Source organism: Microbacterium testaceum (assembly GCF_006539145.1).
In the GTDB taxonomy this organism is placed as follows: Bacteria; Actinomycetota; Actinomycetes; order Actinomycetales; family Microbacteriaceae; genus Microbacterium; species Microbacterium testaceum.
The window spans coordinates 166,273-183,380 of sequence record NZ_BJML01000006.1 but is presented as its reverse complement, the minus strand read 5'-3'; the positions used below and the strand labels follow the sequence as shown (position 1 = coordinate 183,380).

The following is a 17,108-nucleotide window of genomic DNA, read 5'->3' as shown; positions in this document are numbered from 1 at the left end:
CAGCTGCTCGGCGTGAGCGCGGGGTGTCGGCATCCATGTCATGCGTGCTCCACAAACGGGTGCGTCCGTGATGCGCGGCCCCGCTCAACGGGCGCGTCCTCGGCCGCTCAGCCCAGCTCGCTCGGGTGCGTCAGGCGCCACCACAGGGTGGGTTCCTCGATCGCGCCCGAGATCTTGACGTCGGCGGAGGTCGTCTTCGGTCCCGCGGTCCAGGTGACCGAACCGACCACTTCGCCGTCGGTGTAGTTCTGGGGCGTCGTCGTGTCGAGAGTCACCGCCACGGGGGTGTCGGACCAGGTGCGGAGCTTCGTGGTCTGCGCGAGCACGAGGGAGGCGCTCGATCCCCACGGCGTCGAGATCGTGCCGAGGGTGTCGCCGACGGTGCCCAGGGGGATGTCGTGGAAGCCGTCGCTGATGCTCTGGAGGAGGTTTCGGACGTCCGCATCGGTGCTGTCGTGGGTCTCGCCGCCGAGCCGCACGCCCGTGATCTTCAGGGGAGCGCCGATCCGCACGTCGAGCGTCGAGGTGAAGAGGAGGTTGAAGGTCCCGTCGCCGAGGTTGCCGGTCTTGAGCCCGGTGACCCCGAGCGTGCCCAGCAGGTCGTTGGTATTCGTGACGGTTCCGGCGCCGGTGATCTGCGCCGAACGGGTATTGGCGATCTGTGCGATGACCGGGTTCGCCTCCGCGATCTTCGCGAGTGCCAGCAGATCGCTCGGGGTGCTGGCATTGCGGGAGTCGATGCCGGTGGCATCCACGATGCGTGTGTCGTTCAGCCCGTTCTTGCCGAGCCACGAGCGGGCCGCAGAGACGTAGGCCCCCTCGGAGCCGAAGCCCCACCGGGCGATGGCCACCGCGTAGTTGGCGGCCGAGGGGAGGAGCATCGTCGTGAGCGAGTCGTGAAGCGACAGCTTCAGGCCATCGGGCATCGGCGCGATGACCGCGCCCTGCACGTAGAACTGGTCGTAGAGGTCGGTGTCGGCCTCGGTGTACGAGATGGTCGGCCCGGGATCTGTCGGGCCGATCAGAGGGTGGGCGTCGAGGACGACGAGGGCGGTGATGAGCTTCGAGATGCTCGCGAGCGAGCGCGCGTCGTTCCCGCCCGCTGCCGCGAACGACTGAGCGGCGTCGGGACCCAGGTAATCGGCACCCCCGTCGACTCGCAGCAGCGTCTCGCCGCCGGAAGGGAGAGCGATGGATGCCGGCGCCCCGGCGTTCGCGGTCGGTGTCTGCGAGGTGACGGTCGGGGCGGGCAGCGCCGCTGCGGACGCCCACCAGACGTACCCGCCGCCTCCGCCGAGCACGATGAACGTGATGACGAGGAAGACGATCAGGGCGACGCGACCCGCTCGACCGTTGCGCACGGGCCCGTCGGGCGCTTCCTCGAGAAGGTCGTCGAAATCGGCAAGCGTGCTCACGAGATGTCCCCCCAGTTCCCCACGTCACGAACCTATTCGCATCCGTGCCTCACGGCGACGTGGATTTCAAGCCCCCTGCCCCCTCGGGAACCGCCGCCTAGCGTGAATGCACATCGGGAGATACCCGAAGACCACAACGGGAGGAGCCGACTATGGGACTCGACGACAAGATCAAGAACGCTGCGGAGAACATTGCTGGCAAGGCGAAGGAAGCCACCGGCAAGGCGACGGACAACGAGCGCCTCGAAGCCGAGGGCCAGGCCGACCAGACCAAGGCTCACGTCAAGAAGGCCGGCGAAGACGTCAAGGACGCCTTCAAATAAGTCGCCCTCCCCGGAATGCCTCGACCCCTCGCGGGTCGGGGCATTTCGTCGGTTCGGGTGAAATCCGGCGGAGGGGATGCCGGGGTGGCGGGGCCGCGGCCGGGATAATGGCGACATGACCGCTGCCGTTCCCACCGAGACCCCCACCGTGGTCTCGGGCACCCCCGTCGTCCTGCGCGCCCACGGCTACGAAGCCGCGATCGCGAGCGTCGGCGCCACCCTCCGATCATTGACGCACGAGGGCCGCGACCTCGTCGTCCCCTTCGACGCCGACGAGTTACGCCCCGCTTACCGCGGCACGACGCTCGCCCCCTGGCCGAACCGTGTGGTCGACGGCATCCACCGCTTCGACGGTCTCGAGCACCAGCTGCCGTTGACCGAGCCGAATCGCGGCCACGCGCTGCACGGACTGCTGTCGTGGGTGGACTGGAACGTGCTCGAGGCAGCCGATGACGCGGTCACTCTCACCGCGACCATCACCGCGCAGGCCGGATACCCCTGGTGGCTGGTCGTCTCGACCACGTATCGCCTGGATGCCGCCGGCCTCACGCAGACTGTTCGCGCCACGAACCTGTCGGACACACCGGCGCCCTGGGGTACGGGCCCCCACCCGTATCTCGTCGCCGGTCCCGCGACGCTCGACGAGTGGACGCTCGGGCTTCCGGCCGACACCGTGCTCGAGGTCACGCCGGACCGGCTCGCGCCGGTGGCGCTGGCATCCGTCACCTCCGACGCGGAGCGCTTCGACTTCCGCGAGGAGCGGGTGCTGGGCACCGTCGAGATCGACCACGCCTACACGGGGCTGATCCGGGATGCCGACGGTCGCGCGACCGTCACGCTCACCGATCCTTGGGGCAGCGGTGTGGCCATGAGCTGGGCGGGGGAATGCGCGTGGGTGCAGATCCACACGGCCGACCTGCCGGACGGCCCGGGGACGCCGGGTCACCGCGCCGGCCTCGCCGTCGAGCCGATGACCTGCGCGCCCGACGCGTTCAACGACGACGCGTACGACTTCGACACGGGTGTCGTCTCGCTCGACCCCGGCGCCTCGCACGAGGCCGGGTGGACGATCTCGGCCCGCTGAGTCTCCCGAACACGAAGAACCGCCCCGAGGAAAATCCGGGGCGGTTCTTGGTTTAACCGATCAGACGACCTGGGCGCCGCACATTCCGCAGTCGCCGCCGGCCGAGACCTCGACGAAGCAATCGGGGCACATCGCGCGCGTCGGGCGATCGGTGATCGGGGTGGGCTTCAGGCTCGGGGCGCGACGTTCCTTGGGCGCTGATGCGGCGCGGGCGCGGCGCGCCTCGATCGTCGGGGCGGGCGGCGGCGGGGGAGCGGCCGGCTTGTGAACCTCGCAGTAGAAGCGGACGAACCCGCCGTGATGCTTGGGGTGGCGGTGCTTGACCGCCCACAGCTCTGTGCGCTCGTAGAGCGGCCCGTCGGTGCCGCAGGCCACGCAGCGGGTGGCTTCTCCCGGAACGACCTCGGCGACGAGCACGGGAGCATCGAAGCGGATGGCATCTCGCCAGTCCTGCGACGAAACGATCTTCATGGGGGACCCTTCTGGGGCGGTTCGGGCCGCCCACTCTCAACGGTACGCTCCTCCCCACCCCGGCGGCGACCGGAACCGTGCGCACAGGGGCTGGACAGCGCCCGCAGGCCCCCGGATAGGTTGGAGGGAATTCCCCCGCGCCGCGGTTCGCGGCGCCTGTCGAAGGAGAACCATGGAATTTGCTGCTCTGGGGGCGATCGGCATCGTCGTGGTCATCGCACTCGTCGTTGTCGTCGTCGTCCTCTTGATCATCGCGGGCTTGATACGCGGGTGGTACCGCGTCGCCAAGGCCGACGAAGCACTGGTCATCGTCGGAAAGCGGCAGAGAGGGGCAGACGGGGGGTCCTCGCGCATCACCGTCATCACCGGCGGCGGCGCCATCGTGAATCCGCTGACGCAGCGCGGCGAGATGATCTCGCTGCGCGCGCGTCAGATCAAGATGGAGCCCACGGCTCAGTCGTCGAACGGCGTCACGGTCAACGTCAGCGGCGTGGCCCTGGTGAAGATCGGCTCCGACCCCGAACAGGTGCGTCGCGCGGCCGAGCGTTTCGCCTCCCAGGACAAAGCGATCGAGCAGTTCACGACCGAGCAGCTCGAAGGAGCCTTGCGCGGCGTCGTCGCGACCCTGACCGTGGAAGAATTGATGCGCGATCGACAGCGACTTTCGGACCAGATCGCCGAGGGCATCAAGGGCGACCTGTCGTCGCAGGGGCTGATTCTGGACTCTTTCCAGATCCAAGGCGTCACCGACAGCAACGGCTACATCTCGGCCCTGGGTGCGACCGAGGTCGAGCGCGTCAAGCGCGAGGCAGAGGTGGCGCGCATCAACGCGGTCCGCGAGATCCGCGCGCGACAGATCGCCACCGACGAGGCGAACCTCATCGAGCAGACGAAGCTCGACAAGAACAGCGCGGCGGCGAAGGCCGAGGTCGGTCGCGCCAACGCCGAGGCCGAGCAGGCCGAGGCGCTGACCCGCGCCGAGCGTCGACAGGCCGTGCTGCAGCAGGAAGCGCAGAACACCCAGGCCCGCCTGGAGTCCGAGGTGTCGCGCGTCGCGGACGCCGACCTGTACCAGCGTCAGAAAGACGCCGACGCCGAGGCGTACGCGCAGATCAAGGCGGCCCAGGCCCGTGCCGAGATCGCCGAGCAGGAAGCGGCCGCCGTGCGCGTGCGGGCCGAGGCCGATGCTCAGGCCGTCCGTCTCGCCGGTGAGGCGCGCGCCGAGGCGATCCGTGCCGAGGCCGAGGCCCTCTCGCACAATCAGGAAGCACTGCTCGCGCAACGTGCCCTCGAAGCCCTCGTGCCGATGATGGCCGAATTCGCCAAGGGGTACGACCGCGTCGGCAACATCACCGTCCTCGGTGGCGAGGGCGCGAGCGGTCACCTCGCGGCGGAGTCGGCAACGGGCCTGCGCTCGTCGTTCGAGGCCGTGCGCGCGGCGACCGGGATCGACCTCACCCAGATCATCCAGGGTCGTGTCGTGGCGGACTCGTTCGCCCAGGCGCAGCAGTCGAGTCAGCCCGGCTCGACGAGCTCGTACCCGGCACCGACCGCGCCCCCGGCGTCGTCGGAGTCCTGATCGCGATGACCCGTGCCTGAGGCACCCGAGGTCGAGGCGCTCGCGCATTTCCTGAGCGAGCGACTGCGCGGCCGTGCGGTCACGGGCGTCGAACTCGTCGAGGGACGCGCGCTCAAGACCCGCGCGCGTCCGCTCGACGAGATCGTCGGTCGCACGGTGACCGCGGTCTCGCGCCACGGGAAACACATCGACCTCGATCTCGACGGCGTGCATCTGGGGCTCGGCTTCGGCCGGGCCGGCTGGGCGACGTGGAGCCCCTCGGCCGCGACGGACGACGAGGCGGTGCCGGCCGCAGCCGTGATCGCGCGTATCGCCTTCGACGACGGCATCCTGGGCATCATCGATGCGGGCGAGTGGCTCTCGGTGCAGCTGCACGTCGTCGATGCGGCCGAAGAGGTGCCTTCGATCGCGAAGCTCGGACCGGATGCCGCGGATCCGAGCTACTCGAGAGAGATGCTCGCCGAGGCACTGGGGCGTCGGCGCAAGCAGCTCAAGGCGCTCCTGCAGGAACAGGAGACGCTCGCCGGGATCGGGAACGCGTATTCGGACGAGATCCTGTTCGCGGCGCGGCTGGCACCGACGGCGCACGCTGCGGCGCTGAGCGAGGACGACATCACACGGCTCCACCACGCGTTGCACGACACCCTGACGGCCGCTGTCCTCGCCCGACGCGGGGTGCCGATCGCGGAGCAGAAGGCGGCGAAGGTCGCGTCGATGCGCGTGCACGGGCGCACGGGCGAACCGTGTCCGGACTGCGCCGGAGTGATCGAAGACATCCCCGGAACGAAGGGCGGCGGGCAGTGGTGTCCCTCGTGTCAGACGCTGCCGGCGGGGGACTGACCCTGGTGTCGGTGCCCTCGGGGTGCAGCCGTCGGGCGGGAGGGTCGCGAGCTGTCGCTCCGGTCGGCGTCGTACCGCGCGATGCGACCCCACACATCGCGACCCGCGCGCCGGGGCCGACGACGAAGGCCCCGAACCGTGGTCCGGGGCCTTCGTCGAAAGCGGGCTCAGGCGGTCTGACCGGAGTGCTTCCCCTCCGCGACCTCTTCGACCAGCTTCGCGTTGAACGCGGGGAGGTCGTCGGGGTTCCGGCTCGAGACCAGACCCTGGTCGACGTGCACCTCTTCGTCGACCCACGTCGCACCCGCGTTCCGCAGGTCGGTCTGCAGCGTCGGGTAGCTCGTGAGTGTGCGGCCCTTCAGCACGTCGGCCTCGGTGAGGATCCACCCGCCGTGGCAGATGACGGCGACCGGCTTGTGCTGATCGAAGAAGTCACGGGTGAACGACACGGCGTCCTTCACGATGCGGATGTCGTCGGCGTTCTGCACGCCGCCGGGGAGGACGAGGGCGTCGAAGTCGCCCGCGGAGGCACTCGAGACGGAGAGGTCGACCTTCTGCTCGTGGCCCTTCTCTCCGGTGATGCTGCCCTCGCTCGGCGAGACGAGGACGGCCTCGGCGCCGGCGGAGGTCACAGCATCCCATGGGCTGGTGAGCTCGCTGTCCTCGAAACCGTCGGTGAGCAGGAACGCGATGCGCTTGCCGTTCAGATCAGTCATGGAAAGCCCTTCTTTCTCGGTCGGGGTCTCCACGGTAGAAAGCCCCGCGAGGGGAGGGGCGGGGGTTGCGGATGCCGCGACGCAGCGTTAGCGGATACCCCCGGCCCGGGCCCTCACGCGCAGGCGTAGCATGGAGCGCATGTCTGCTGACACCACGTCTGACACGGCCGCTTCGTCGAAGCCGCTGATCGCCCTGCTGAACGCCCCCGCTGTCGAGACCGAGAACGGCGAGAAGCCGTCCGCGTCGCAGTGCTGCGGCGGCGGTTCCTGCTCTCTCTGAGTCCGCGTCGGCGCGCGACCAGTCGCGACGTTCTCCCGCACCACCGGACCTCGCAGTGAGTAAGACTCCTCGCGAGGTCTAGCTGCACACGGTCCGCGCGGCCGGGCGAGCGCGACCGCAGGGCCGCGCCCGCCTCGACGGGGATCAGTGGGCGCTGACGGGAGCGTCCGTTTCTTCGCCCTCCGCGGGCTTGCGGACGAAGCACGCGAGAACGACGGCTGCGGTGGCGATCACCGCGCCGACGACGAACGACGCGTGCACGCCCGATGCGACGGCACCGGCCTGATCGACGCCACCGGCGAGAGCGGCGCTCGAGAAGACCGTCATGATGGCCACGAAACCGGCCGTGCCGGCGGCCCCGGCGACCTGCTGCGCCGTACCCACCACGGCGCTGCCGTGAGAATAGAGACGGCGGGGGAGCGAGCCGAGCGCGGACGTCATGAGCGGCGTGAACACGAGGCCCAGTCCCAGGTTCAGGGCGAGGTACACCGTGACGATCCACCAGATGGGGGTGCCCTGGCCGAAGGTCAGCGCCATCGTCCACAGGACCGCGGCCGCGATCAACATGCCCGGGATGACGAGCGGGGTAGGCCCGAAGCGGTCGAAGAGGCGCCCGACGATCGGGGCCATGACGCCCATGAGCACGCCGCCCGGGAGCAGCATGAGACCGACGGTGAGGCTGCTGAGGCCGAGCGCCTGCTGCAGGAAGATGGGCAGGAGGATGAGCGAGCCGAACAACGCGGCCATCACGATCGCCACCAGGGGCACGGCGAGTCGGAACGACGGGCTCTGGAAGACGCGCAGGTCGAGCAGAGCGGAGTCGGAGCGCTGCAGACGGAGCTGACGGACGACGAACACGGCGACGAAGACCACGCCGACGACGAGCGGGATCCACACCGGCACGGACGCGTGCCCGGAGGCCGATTCGCCGATGGCGCTGAGACCGTAGACGAGGCCGCCGAAGCCGACCGCCGACAGGACGACCGAGAGGACGTCGAAGCGCGCGTCAGGGCGCGTCTGGGTGACGTTGCGGACCCAGCGCGCTCCGAGAGCGATGGACACCAGCGCGATGGGGAGGATGAGCCAGAAGATCGCGTGCCAGGTGAGCGCCGACAGGATGAGCCCGGATACCGTCGGCCCCACGGCGGGTGCGACGGCGATGACGATGGTGACGACGCCCATCACGCGGCCGCGCTTGTTCGCCGGAACGAGGTTCAGAACCGTCGTGAACAGCAACGGCATCATCACGCCCGTACCCATCGCCTGGACGATGCGGCCCGCGAGCAGGACCCCGAACGCGGGCGCGAGCGCGGCGACGAGGGTGCCGAGCGCGAAGACGCCCATCGCGCTGAAGAAGACGACGCGGATGGGAAAGCGTTCGAGGAGGAAGCCGGTCAGGGGGATGACGACAGCCATCGTCAACAGGAACGCCGAGGTGAGCCATTGGCCGGTCGCGGCGCTCACTCCGAAGTCCGCCATGATCGCCGGCAGGGCGACGGACATGGTGGTCTCGTTGAGGATGACGACGAACGCGGCGACGACAAGCAGAGCGATGACGGGGCCGGAGCGGTGCGACGGCGAGGAAGCGGTGCTCTCCGGAGAGACGGGGATGGTGCCGGTGGCGGCCATGACGAGGTCCTTTACGTGCGGGGGGCTTCGTGGCGCCACGGTGGGCGACTGCGACGGTCACAACGGGTGCGCGGACTCGGATATTCCGATATCGAGACAACCGATCAAAGGTCGTTCGTTAGCGACCCTATCGAGGGCATCCGACATCGCCGGCCCGGCGCTCGGTGTCGGCGGTCGGACGTAGGCTGACGAGCATGAGCATGGGGATGGGCGGGAGCATGTTCCGCGGCGTCGACGCGGACGTACAGCGTCGTCGCAACGCCCAGGCTCCGCCCGTGCAGAACCTCGGGCGCCGCGTCATCGACCTGTTCCGGCCCTACCGCGGTCGTATCGCCTTCACGGCGCTCCTCGTGGTGGTGGGCGCGGCGGTGGCCGTGATCCCGCCTCTGCTCGTGCAGCGCATCTTCGACGACGCGCTCTTCCCCATCGACGGGTCGCCGCCCGACCTGCGGCTCCTCGCGTTCCTCGTGAGCGTCATGATCGGCCTCTTCCTCGTCTCTGCGGCACTCAACGTCGGGCAGACCTGGCTTACCGCGACCGTGGGGAACCGGGTCACGGGCGACCTGCGGACGCGTCTGTTCGACCACCTTCAGAACATGGAGCTCGGCTTCTTCACGCGCACGAAGACGGGCGTCATCCAGTCCCGCCTCCAGAACGACGTGGGGGGCGTCTCGGGGGTCCTGACCAATACGGTGACGAGCATCCTCGGCAACGCCGTCACGGTCATCGCATCCCTCGTGGCGATGATCCTCATCGACTGGCGTCTGACCCTCATCGCCGTCGCGCTCATGCCGTTCCTGCTGTTCGTGCAGCGGCGCGTGGGCCAGGTGCGTGCGCGCATCGCCGGTGAGACGCAGGAGTCGCTGTCGGAGCTGTCGGCGATCACGCAAGAGACGCTCAGCGTCTCGGGCATCCTGCTGTCGAAGTCGTTCAACCGTCAGCGCACCGAGTCCGCGCGCTTCGACGCCGAGAACGACAACCAGGTGCGCCTGCAGGTGCGGCGTGCCATGAGCGGTCAAGGCTTCTTCGCCGTCGTCCAGGTGATCATGTCGAGCGTTCCGGCGGTCATCTACCTGGTCGCCGGGTACCTCATCGGCGGCGGCGTGGGAGCGATCACGGCCGGCACGATCGTCGCCTTCACCACGGTGCAGGCGCGGTTGCTCATGCCGCTGATGGGGCTCATGCGCGTCGCCCTCGACGTGCAGACCTCGTCGGCTTTGTTCGCCCGCATCTTCGAGTACCTCGACCTGCGTCCGGCGATTGTCGACGACGCCGACGCCCTGCCCGTCTCGGCGGCCCCCGGTCCGGTGGGGCGTATCGAGTTCCGCGACGTCGAGTTCCGCTACCCCGATGCGCCGGAGCAGGCGCGGCCGACCCTCGACGGCGTCTCGTTCACCGTCGATCCGGGTCAGCACGTCGCCTTCGTCGGTCCCTCGGGCGCCGGTAAGACGACGATCCTCTACCTCACGCCCCGGATGTACGAAGCAACCGGGGGAGCGGTGATGTTCTCGGGTGCCGACGTTCGCTCCCTCGAGCGGGCGTCGATCATCGACGAGATCGGCATCGTCTCGCAAGAGACCTACCTCTTCCACGCGACCGTGCGCGAGAATCTGCGGTACGCCCGGCCCGACGCCACCGACGACGAAATCGAGGCCGCCTGCCGTGCGGCCAACATCCACCACGTCATCGACTCGTTCGAGGCGGGATACGACACCATTGTCGGCGAACGCGGCTATCGACTCTCGGGCGGAGAGAAGCAGCGCATCGCGATCGCGCGCGTCCTGCTGAAAGACCCACCGGTGCTTCTCCTCGACGAAGCGACGAGCGCCCTCGACACCGTGTCGGAGCGCATCGTGCAAGAGGCTCTCGAGACCGCGTCGCACGGGCGCACGACCCTTTCGATCGCGCATCGCCTGTCGACGGTGATCGGCGCTGACCAGATCCACGTGGTGGATGCCGGCCGCATCGTCGAATCGGGCACCCACTCCGAACTGCTGGCCGCGGGTGGCCTGTATTCGAGCCTCGCCGCCGAGCAGCTCGCCGCCTCGTTCGTCCTGGCCGAAGAAGAACACGACTCTGCCGGTCTCGCGCGCGCAGCGCTCCCCGCTCGCCGCGCCGACGAGGCCCCCGCCTAGGCGACGGAGGCTGCTGAGACCGGTGCGACCGCTCAGCCGGGAAGCGTCTCCAGGAACGCGTCGAGCGCGATGCGGTACGCGGGGTCGGGGTGCGTCTCGGCGATCAGCTGCAGCGGCGGGAGATCGAGGGTGCGGATGAGGGCTCCGCGCTCCTGCACCGCCGCGTCGGCGCCGGCCTCGCGGAGCACCGCGATGCCTTCGCCGAGGGCGTCGAGGTAGTCGCGCAGCACGTCGAGCTCGCCGAGACGCTGGGTGATCGACCCGCCCTCGCGGCGCTGGCGCCAGTCGACGACGACGTCGGGGATGACGTCGAACGCCGTGGCCGCCGTGTACATACGCTGCGTGAGGACCTGGTCCTCGTAGTAGCGCCCCTCGGGAAAGCGCAGGCCGTGCGTGTTCCAGAACCGCGTGCGGCTCATCTTCGACCACGCCACGATGTTCCCCGAGGCCGCGGGATGCTCCGCGATCGTCGTGCGCTCGCGGGCGGGAGAAGTGGATGCCGTGACCCACGGTTGCACGTCGCCGGCCGTGTACCCCGGGGTGTCGGCATCCGGTCGCAGACGGACGTACGCGCCGACGGCGAAGTCGCTGCCGGTTCGATCGAGAGTGTCGGCGAGGCGCGTGAGTGCGTCGGGGCGGAAGCGGTCGTCGGCGTCGAGGAAGGCGACGTACGGGGTGTTGACGCGTGACAGGCCGGTGTTGCGGGCGGCGCCCAGCCCGCGCTGCTCTTCATGCCGCTCGAGTCGGAAACGGGGATCGGAGGCAGCGGCGTCGGCGAAGATGCGGGTGGTGTCGTCGATGGAGGCGTCGTCGACGAGGACCGCCGTCCAGTGCCGGTGCGTCTGTGCGCGCAGGGAGTCCAGGGCCTCCTCCGCGAAGGCGGCGACGTCGTATCCGGGGACGATGACGGTGACGGGAGTGGAACTCACCCGCGCGAGCCTACGGCGGATACGGCGTCGGCGACCGCATCTGCGACGGCGTCGAGAGAACCCGTCAGTCCATGCGGGAGGGAGAAACGCACGGCCGTGCGTGCCTCGTCGGGCGAGAGCCCCACGGCGAGGAGCACGTGCGAGGCCTCGTCACTGCCCGCCGCGCACGCCGAGCCACTCGATGAGACAACCCCGTGACGCTCCAGCTCGAGCAGGACGGTCTCGCCGTTCGTTCCCGGAAAGACGAAGCTGGCGGTCCCGGGAAGCCGGCGCTGCGGGTGACCGGTGAGGCGTGCGCCGGGCACCGTTGCGAGCACCCGTCTGATGAAGGCATCGCGCAGGGTCTCGACCCGGGCCGCATCGGCCGCCCGTTCCGCTTCGGCGAGCGTCAGGGCGGTGGCGATCGCCACCGCCCCCGCGACGTCGGGGGTGCCGGAGCGTCGGCCGCGCTCCTGCCCGCCCCCGTGCAGCAGCGGCTCGAACGGCAGGCGCCCGCGCACGGCCAGGATCCCGGTGCCCTTCGGGGCGCCGATCTTGTGGCCGGCGACCGTCACGGCATCCGCTCCGAGTCCCGCCAGGGGAAGCCACCCGGCGGCCTGGACGGCGTCGAGATGGAGGGGAATCCCGCGTTGGTGAGCGACGGCCGCGAGGGCGGCGGCGTCCTGAACCGTTCCGATCTCGTTGTTGGCGTAGCCCACGCTGACGAGCCCCGTGTCGTCGCACAGCACGCCGGCGAGCGCTTCGGGCGTCAGAGTGCCGGTGTCGTCGACCCGAGCGTGGGTCACGCGCACCCCGTGCAGGCGTGACAGGTAGTCCGCGGAGGCCAGCACCGACTCGTGTTCGATCGCCGTCGTGACGAGATGTCGACGACCCGACCCCAGCACGATTCCCTTGATCGCCGCGTTGTTGGACTCGGTGCCGCCGGAGGTGAAGACCACGTCGCCGGCGCGGAACCCGAGGACGGCGGCGACCCGCGCGCGAGCCTCGTCGAGGGCGGATGCCGCGGCCTCGCCCACCTCGTGATGGCTCGACGGATTGCCGAAGAACCGCGTGAGGTAGGGCGCCATCGCCTCGCGCACCTCGGGGCGCACGGGGGTGGTGGCGGCGTTGTCGAGGTAGAGACTCACGCCGTCTCGATGCGGATGTCGAGGCCCAGATCGAGGGCGGAGGCCGAGTGCGTGAGCGCGCCGACCGAGATGACGTCGACCCCGGTCTCGGCGATCGCCCGCACGGTGTCGAGCGTCACGCCGCCCGAAGCCTCGACCTGGGCGGCCCCGGCGATGCGAGCGACGCCCGTGCGCAAGTCGTCGATCGAGAAGTTGTCGAGCATGATCGTTCCGACGCCGGCGGCGAGCACCGCGTCGATCTGCTCGAGCCGGTCCACCTCGACCTCGACGTGCGTGGTGTGAGGGAGTCGGGCGATGGCGCTCTCGAGCGCCTGCGTCACCGAGAGCCCACTGGCGGTCAGCACCGCGAGGTGGTTGTCCTTGGCCATGACGGCATCCGACAGCGAGAAGCGGTGATTGTGGCCGCCGCCGTCGCGGACGGCCTGGCGTTCGATCGCGCGCAGGCCCGGCGTGGTCTTGCGTGTGTCGACGATCCGCGCGCCGGTGTGGGCGACCTCGGCGACATAGCGGCTGGTGAGGGTCGCGATCCCCGACATACGCTGCACGAAGTTGAGGCCGATGCGCTCGGCCGTGAGCACACCTCGCGCCGGTCCCGTGACCACGGCGAGCGTGTCGCCGGGGGTGAACCGCGCGCCGTCGGTGATCTGCAGCTCGACGGTGATCGAGGGGTCGGTGAGGGTGAACGCGGCGACGAACACCGCCGAGCCGCTGAACACCCCCTCGACGCGTGCCACGAGCTCGGCGCGCGCGGTGGCGTGCTCGGGAATCAACGTCTCGCTGGTGAGGTCGCCCCACGGGGCGTCCTCGTCGAGGGCGGCCGAGACGACGCGGTCGATCGTGGCGCGGGTCAGCATGCGAGGACCTCCTGGAGATCGAGACGGGATGCCGAGGACTCGGCGTCGGAGCGGAAGTGCGCGCCCACCGAGGTCGTGCGGGCAAGAGCTGCGGTGACCACGTGCGTGGCGAGGAGGAGGAGGTTCGCTTCCTCGATGCTGCGCGGTGCGGGCTCGGCGTTCCAGGCGGCGAGCACGGCGGCCGCGCGGCGCAGACCCGTCGCCTCCCGTTCGAGCCCCGCCTCGGCCCACATGAGTTGCTGCAGGGCGCGACGAGAGAACGGGGGAGCGTCCACCGCGGGGGCGACGTCGAGACACCGAACGGTGCGCGCCGAGAACGCCGGCCAGGCGTCGCCGCGGGCCACGGCATCCCCGGCGCGCGCTCCGAACACCGCTCCTTCGAGAAGCGAATTGGATGCCAGACGGTTCGCCCCGTGCACGCCGGTGCGGGCCGTCTCGCCGACCGCGTACAGTCCGGGCAGCGTGGTGCGTCCGTCGAGGTCGGTGACGATGCCGCCCATGAGGTAGTGCGCCGCCGGGGTCACGGGGATCGGATCGCGGCCCCAATCGAGCCCGCGCTCGTGCACCGCTGCGTCGATCGTGGGAAAGCGCTGGGCGAGTCGTTCGCGGCCGATGGCGGTGGCATCCAGCCGGACGGGGCGACCGCCCTGCGCGGCCATCGCGCGGGCGTTCGCGCGAGCGACGACGTCACGCGGAGCGAGTTCGCCGTCGGGGTGGGAGTCGAAGACGAACCGTCGACCGGCATCGTCGATCAGGACGGCGCCCTCTCCGCGGACGGCCTCCGAGACCAGGAACGGGATGCCGTCGGCCAGCGCAGTGGGGTGGAACTGCACGAACTCCAGGTCGTCGACAGCCGCCCCCGCGCGAAGAGCCGCGGCGACTCCGTCGCCTGTCGCGCCGAGGGGGTTGGTGGTGTGGGCGTAAAGCTGTCCCGCGCCCCCGGTGGCCAGGATCACCGCGTCGGCGTCGAGGCGCTCCCCGCCATCGAGCTCGATGCCGCTGATGCGGCCGTCCATGACCACCACATCGCGGAGGAGGGCGTGCTCGCGCACCTCGATCCCCGCGGCGCGCACGGACGCGCCGAGAGCAGCCTGGATCGCGGCACCTGTCGCGTCGCCTCCGGCGTGCAGCACGCGGGGGACCGCATGAGCGGCCTCGAGGCCCCGGGAGAAGTCGCCATCGGCAGCGCGGTCGAAGACGACTCCGCGTGCCAGGAGTTCGGCGATGCGCTCCGGGCCATCGCCGACCAGGACGTCGACGGCGGCGGGATCGTTCAGTCCCGCGCCGGCGGTGATCGTGTCGGCCGCGTGCGAAGCCACCGTGTCGGCCGCGCTGGTCACGGCGGCGATCCCGCCCTGCGCCCAGCGCGTGTTCGTGTCGGGCAGGGCGCCCTTGGTCACGACCGTGACACGGCATCCGTTCTCGGAAGCGTGCAGCGCCGCCGTGAGACCGGCGATGCCGCTGCCCACCACGACGACGGCGGTCACTTCACCGCGCCGTTCGGCTTCGCGGCGAGCATGCGCTCGAGCGCGACGGTGGCGGGCTCGGCGACATCGGCCGGTACCGTGATGCGGTTGACGACGGTGCCGTCGACGAGCGACTCGAGCACCCACGCGAGGTAACCCGGGTGGATTCGATACATCGTCGAGCACGGGCAGACGACGGGGTCGAGACAGAAGATCTCGTGCTGGGGGTACTGGGCGGCGAGGCGCTGCACGAGGTTGATCTCCGTGCCGATCGCGAAGGTCGTCGGCTCGGTCGCCGCTGCGATCGCCTTGCGGATGATGTCTGTCGAGCCTGCCTCGTCGGCGGCATCGACCACGTCCATCGGGCATTCCGGGTGCACGATCACGCGGACGCCGGGGTGATCGGCGCGAGCCCTGTCGATCTGGTCGACCGTGAAGCGGCGGTGCACCGAGCAGAATCCGTGCCACAGGATCACGCGGCTCTCGACGATCTCGGCGTCGGAGGAGCCGCCGAGGGGTTTCCTCGGGTTCCACATCGGCATCTGCTCGAGGGGCACGCCCATTGCCTTGGCGGTGTTCCGGCCCAGGTGCTGATCGGGGAAGAAGAGCACCCGGCGTCCGCGCGCGAACGCCCACTCGAGCACCGTGCGGGCATTGGACGAGGTGCAGACGATTCCGCCGTGGCGGCCCACGAAACCCTTGATGGCGGCGCTGGAATTCATGTAGGTCACCGGGATCACGGGAACCAGGCCCTCGGCATCCGGGGTCTCGAGATCGCCCAGCACGTCCGCGAGCTGCTCCCAGCACTCTTCGATCTGGTCGATGTCGGCCATGTCGGCCATGGAGCAGCCCGCCGCGAGGTTCGGGAGGATCACGGCCTGCTCGGGGTGCGAGAGCAGGTCGGCGGTCTCGGCCATGAAGTGCACGCCGCAGAACACGATGGCCTCGGCCTCGGGGCGGTCCTTCGCGGCGTTCGCGAGCTGGAAGGAGTCGCCCACGTAGTCGGCGTGGCGCACGACCTCTTCGCGCTGGTAGAAGTGCCCCAGCACCACGACCCGGTCGCCCAGCGTCTCTTTCGCCGCACGGATGCGGGCGTCGAGGTCGTCGTCGGAGGCGTCGCGGTACCGCTGCGGCAACTCGCCCTGGCGCGGGGCGCCGGTGGGGATGACGTCGCCCATCGATGAGCCGGGGCCGTAGCCGGGGCGTGTGTCGAAGTCCCAGGGCCCGACCGCGAGGTCGGTGGTGCAGGTGGCGTCGGTGGAGGCGCCGGCGACGATCGCCTGGATTGCGTGGTCGACGCTGGGGTCGATCGCGGGACGGGGCTGCAGGGTGAGGGGTGTGGCGGACATGGGCGTTCCGATCAGTGACGGGACGGGAGCGGGCCGCGGTCGGCGAGCTCCACATCGCGGTTGTAGCGGTACAGGCGAGCGGGGCGATGGCTTCCGGTGCGGAAGCGCTCGGTCGGGATGAGCGTGTCGGAGGTGTCGACCTGGCGGCGGAAGTTCGCCGGATCCAGGCGCTTGCCCAGGATCGTCTCGTTCACCTCGCGCAGATCGGCGAGGGTGAACTCGTCGGGGAGCAGCCCGTGCGCGATGCGGCTGTAGCCGACCTTGTTGCGCAGGCGCCAGAGCGTGTACTCGACGATGTCGTTGTGGTCGAACGCCAGCGGCGGGAGATCGTTCGCGTCGAACCACTCCACGTTCTCGGGCGCGTCGCCCTCTCGCGCGTGGGCGGCGACCTGCGCGTCGACCTCGTCGGAGCGCAGCAGAGCCCAGTACACGATCGACACCACGCGCGTGGGCGAGCGGTCCACGGCCCCGAAGGCGTAGAGCTGCTCGAGATAGCTGGGGGTGAGGCCCGTCGTCTCGGCGAGGGTGCGGGATGCCGCGGTGTCGAGCTCTTCGGTCGCATCGAGCCAGCCGCCGGGCAGGGCCCACCGTCCATCGAACGGGTCGCGCGTGCGGCGGACCAGGGGGAGCGACAGGACGGGCTCGTCGTGTTCGTCGCGTCGGACGCTGAAGATCACGGTCGACACCGCGACGCGCACGCCGGCATCGCGGGACTCGGGGTGAGGGGTTCTTGTCATGGTGACCATATCTCCGGAACAGATCTTAGTGTCATTCCGACTCGAAGGGCGAATTCCAGACGAGCCCGTCTGGATCGGGGCGGATCGTGCGGTGCGGGGCGTGAAATCACCGCCCCGAACGTCGGACGCGCCTCGAACCGGTGCGCGCCGCGGATGCGCGGCGGCCGGCTCGGC

Annotated in this window: 16 protein-coding genes; 6 read left to right on the top strand and 10 right to left on the bottom strand. The window is 70.1% G+C overall.

Annotated elements, in window-relative coordinates; translation table 11 throughout:
* Positions 1 to 107: 107 nt before the first annotated feature.
* Positions 108 to 1,415 carry a D-alanyl-D-alanine carboxypeptidase family protein gene (locus tag MTE01_RS10590; protein WP_174799683.1) on the bottom strand — a complete coding sequence of 436 codons (1,308 nt, stop codon included), beginning with the start codon at positions 1,413 to 1,415 and terminating at the stop codon, positions 108 to 110.
* 152 nt (positions 1,416 to 1,567) lie between these two features.
* Here MTE01_RS10590 and MTE01_RS10585 point away from each other — a divergent pair, with 152 nt between their 5' ends.
* Positions 1,568 to 1,738 (top strand): CsbD family protein, encoded by a 171-nt coding sequence (locus tag MTE01_RS10585; RefSeq protein WP_103210933.1) that lies wholly within the window; start codon positions 1,568 to 1,570, stop codon positions 1,736 to 1,738.
* A gap of 115 nt (positions 1,739 to 1,853) precedes the next feature.
* A complete protein-coding gene (locus MTE01_RS10580) occupies positions 1,854 to 2,822 on the top strand; it encodes an aldose 1-epimerase family protein (RefSeq protein WP_141377379.1) in 969 nt (322 codons plus the stop codon).
* 60 nt (positions 2,823 to 2,882) lie between these two features.
* Here MTE01_RS10580 and MTE01_RS10575 read toward each other — a convergent pair whose 3' ends face one another.
* Entirely contained in the window at positions 2,883 to 3,293 is a 411-nt protein-coding gene (locus MTE01_RS10575) for a glucose-6-phosphate dehydrogenase (RefSeq protein WP_103210931.1), read from the bottom strand.
* A 172-nt stretch (positions 3,294 to 3,465) separates the two neighbouring features.
* Between MTE01_RS10575 and MTE01_RS10570 the strand changes: the two genes are divergently transcribed.
* Positions 3,466 to 4,872: a flotillin family protein gene (locus tag MTE01_RS10570; RefSeq protein ID WP_141377377.1), complete on the top strand. Its 1,407-nt coding sequence runs from the start codon at positions 3,466 to 3,468 to the stop codon at positions 4,870 to 4,872.
* A 12-nt stretch (positions 4,873 to 4,884) separates the two neighbouring features.
* Positions 4,885 to 5,712, top strand: a complete 828-nt coding sequence (locus MTE01_RS10565; protein WP_116240033.1) for a DNA-formamidopyrimidine glycosylase family protein — start codon at positions 4,885 to 4,887, stop codon at positions 5,710 to 5,712.
* A gap of 167 nt (positions 5,713 to 5,879) precedes the next feature.
* Here the strand turns inward: MTE01_RS10565 and MTE01_RS10560 are convergent, their stop codons facing one another.
* Positions 5,880 to 6,428, bottom strand: coding sequence for a type 1 glutamine amidotransferase domain-containing protein (locus MTE01_RS10560; protein ID WP_116240032.1), 549 nt, complete (start codon positions 6,426 to 6,428; stop codon positions 5,880 to 5,882).
* A gap of 139 nt (positions 6,429 to 6,567) precedes the next feature.
* On the opposite strand from MTE01_RS10560, the gene MTE01_RS17075 reads away from it, so the two are divergent.
* On the top strand, positions 6,568 to 6,708 hold the full coding sequence (locus MTE01_RS17075) for a hypothetical protein (protein ID WP_170210682.1): 141 nt from the start codon (positions 6,568 to 6,570) through the stop codon (positions 6,706 to 6,708).
* A 144-nt stretch (positions 6,709 to 6,852) separates the two neighbouring features.
* Here MTE01_RS17075 and MTE01_RS10555 read toward each other — a convergent pair whose 3' ends face one another.
* Positions 6,853 to 8,337: an MDR family MFS transporter gene (locus MTE01_RS10555; protein ID WP_116240031.1), complete on the bottom strand. Its 1,485-nt coding sequence runs from the start codon at positions 8,335 to 8,337 to the stop codon at positions 6,853 to 6,855.
* 194 nt (positions 8,338 to 8,531) lie between these two features.
* Here MTE01_RS10555 and MTE01_RS10550 point away from each other — a divergent pair, with 194 nt between their 5' ends.
* Positions 8,532 to 10,472: an ABC transporter ATP-binding protein gene (locus tag MTE01_RS10550; protein WP_246078226.1), complete on the top strand. Its 1,941-nt coding sequence runs from the start codon at positions 8,532 to 8,534 to the stop codon at positions 10,470 to 10,472.
* 32 nt (positions 10,473 to 10,504) lie between these two features.
* Here the strand turns inward: MTE01_RS10550 and MTE01_RS10545 are convergent, their stop codons facing one another.
* From MTE01_RS10545 to MTE01_RS10520, 6 genes are read right to left on the bottom strand one after another with little or no spacing between them, the layout of a single operon-like run.
* Positions 10,505 to 11,401, bottom strand: a complete 897-nt coding sequence (locus tag MTE01_RS10545; RefSeq protein ID WP_141377375.1) for a glycosyltransferase family 2 protein — start codon at positions 11,399 to 11,401, stop codon at positions 10,505 to 10,507.
* Positions 11,398 to 12,528 (bottom strand): cysteine desulfurase family protein, encoded by a 1,131-nt coding sequence (locus tag MTE01_RS10540; RefSeq protein ID WP_141377373.1) that lies wholly within the window; start codon positions 12,526 to 12,528, stop codon positions 11,398 to 11,400. The genes MTE01_RS10545 and MTE01_RS10540 overlap by 4 nt, the downstream gene beginning before the upstream one ends.
* The gene (gene nadC / locus MTE01_RS10535) at positions 12,525 to 13,382 is read right to left on the bottom strand and encodes a carboxylating nicotinate-nucleotide diphosphorylase (protein WP_103210923.1); all 858 of its coding nucleotides are present in this window, start codon (positions 13,380 to 13,382) and stop codon (positions 12,525 to 12,527) included. Before nadC ends, MTE01_RS10540 begins: the two co-directional genes overlap by 4 nt.
* Positions 13,376 to 14,869 (bottom strand): L-aspartate oxidase, encoded by a 1,494-nt coding sequence (nadB, locus tag MTE01_RS10530; RefSeq protein WP_141377371.1) that lies wholly within the window; start codon positions 14,867 to 14,869, stop codon positions 13,376 to 13,378. The genes nadC and nadB overlap by 7 nt, the downstream gene beginning before the upstream one ends.
* Complete coding sequence (gene nadA, locus MTE01_RS10525; RefSeq protein ID WP_141377369.1) at positions 14,866 to 16,197, bottom strand: quinolinate synthase NadA; 1,332 nt, start codon at positions 16,195 to 16,197, stop codon at positions 14,866 to 14,868. Before nadA ends, nadB begins: the two co-directional genes overlap by 4 nt.
* An 11-nt stretch (positions 16,198 to 16,208) precedes the next feature.
* Positions 16,209 to 16,934, bottom strand: a complete 726-nt coding sequence (locus tag MTE01_RS10520) for an NUDIX hydrolase (RefSeq protein WP_170210681.1) — start codon at positions 16,932 to 16,934, stop codon at positions 16,209 to 16,211.
* Positions 16,935 to 17,108: the final 174 nt, after the last annotated feature.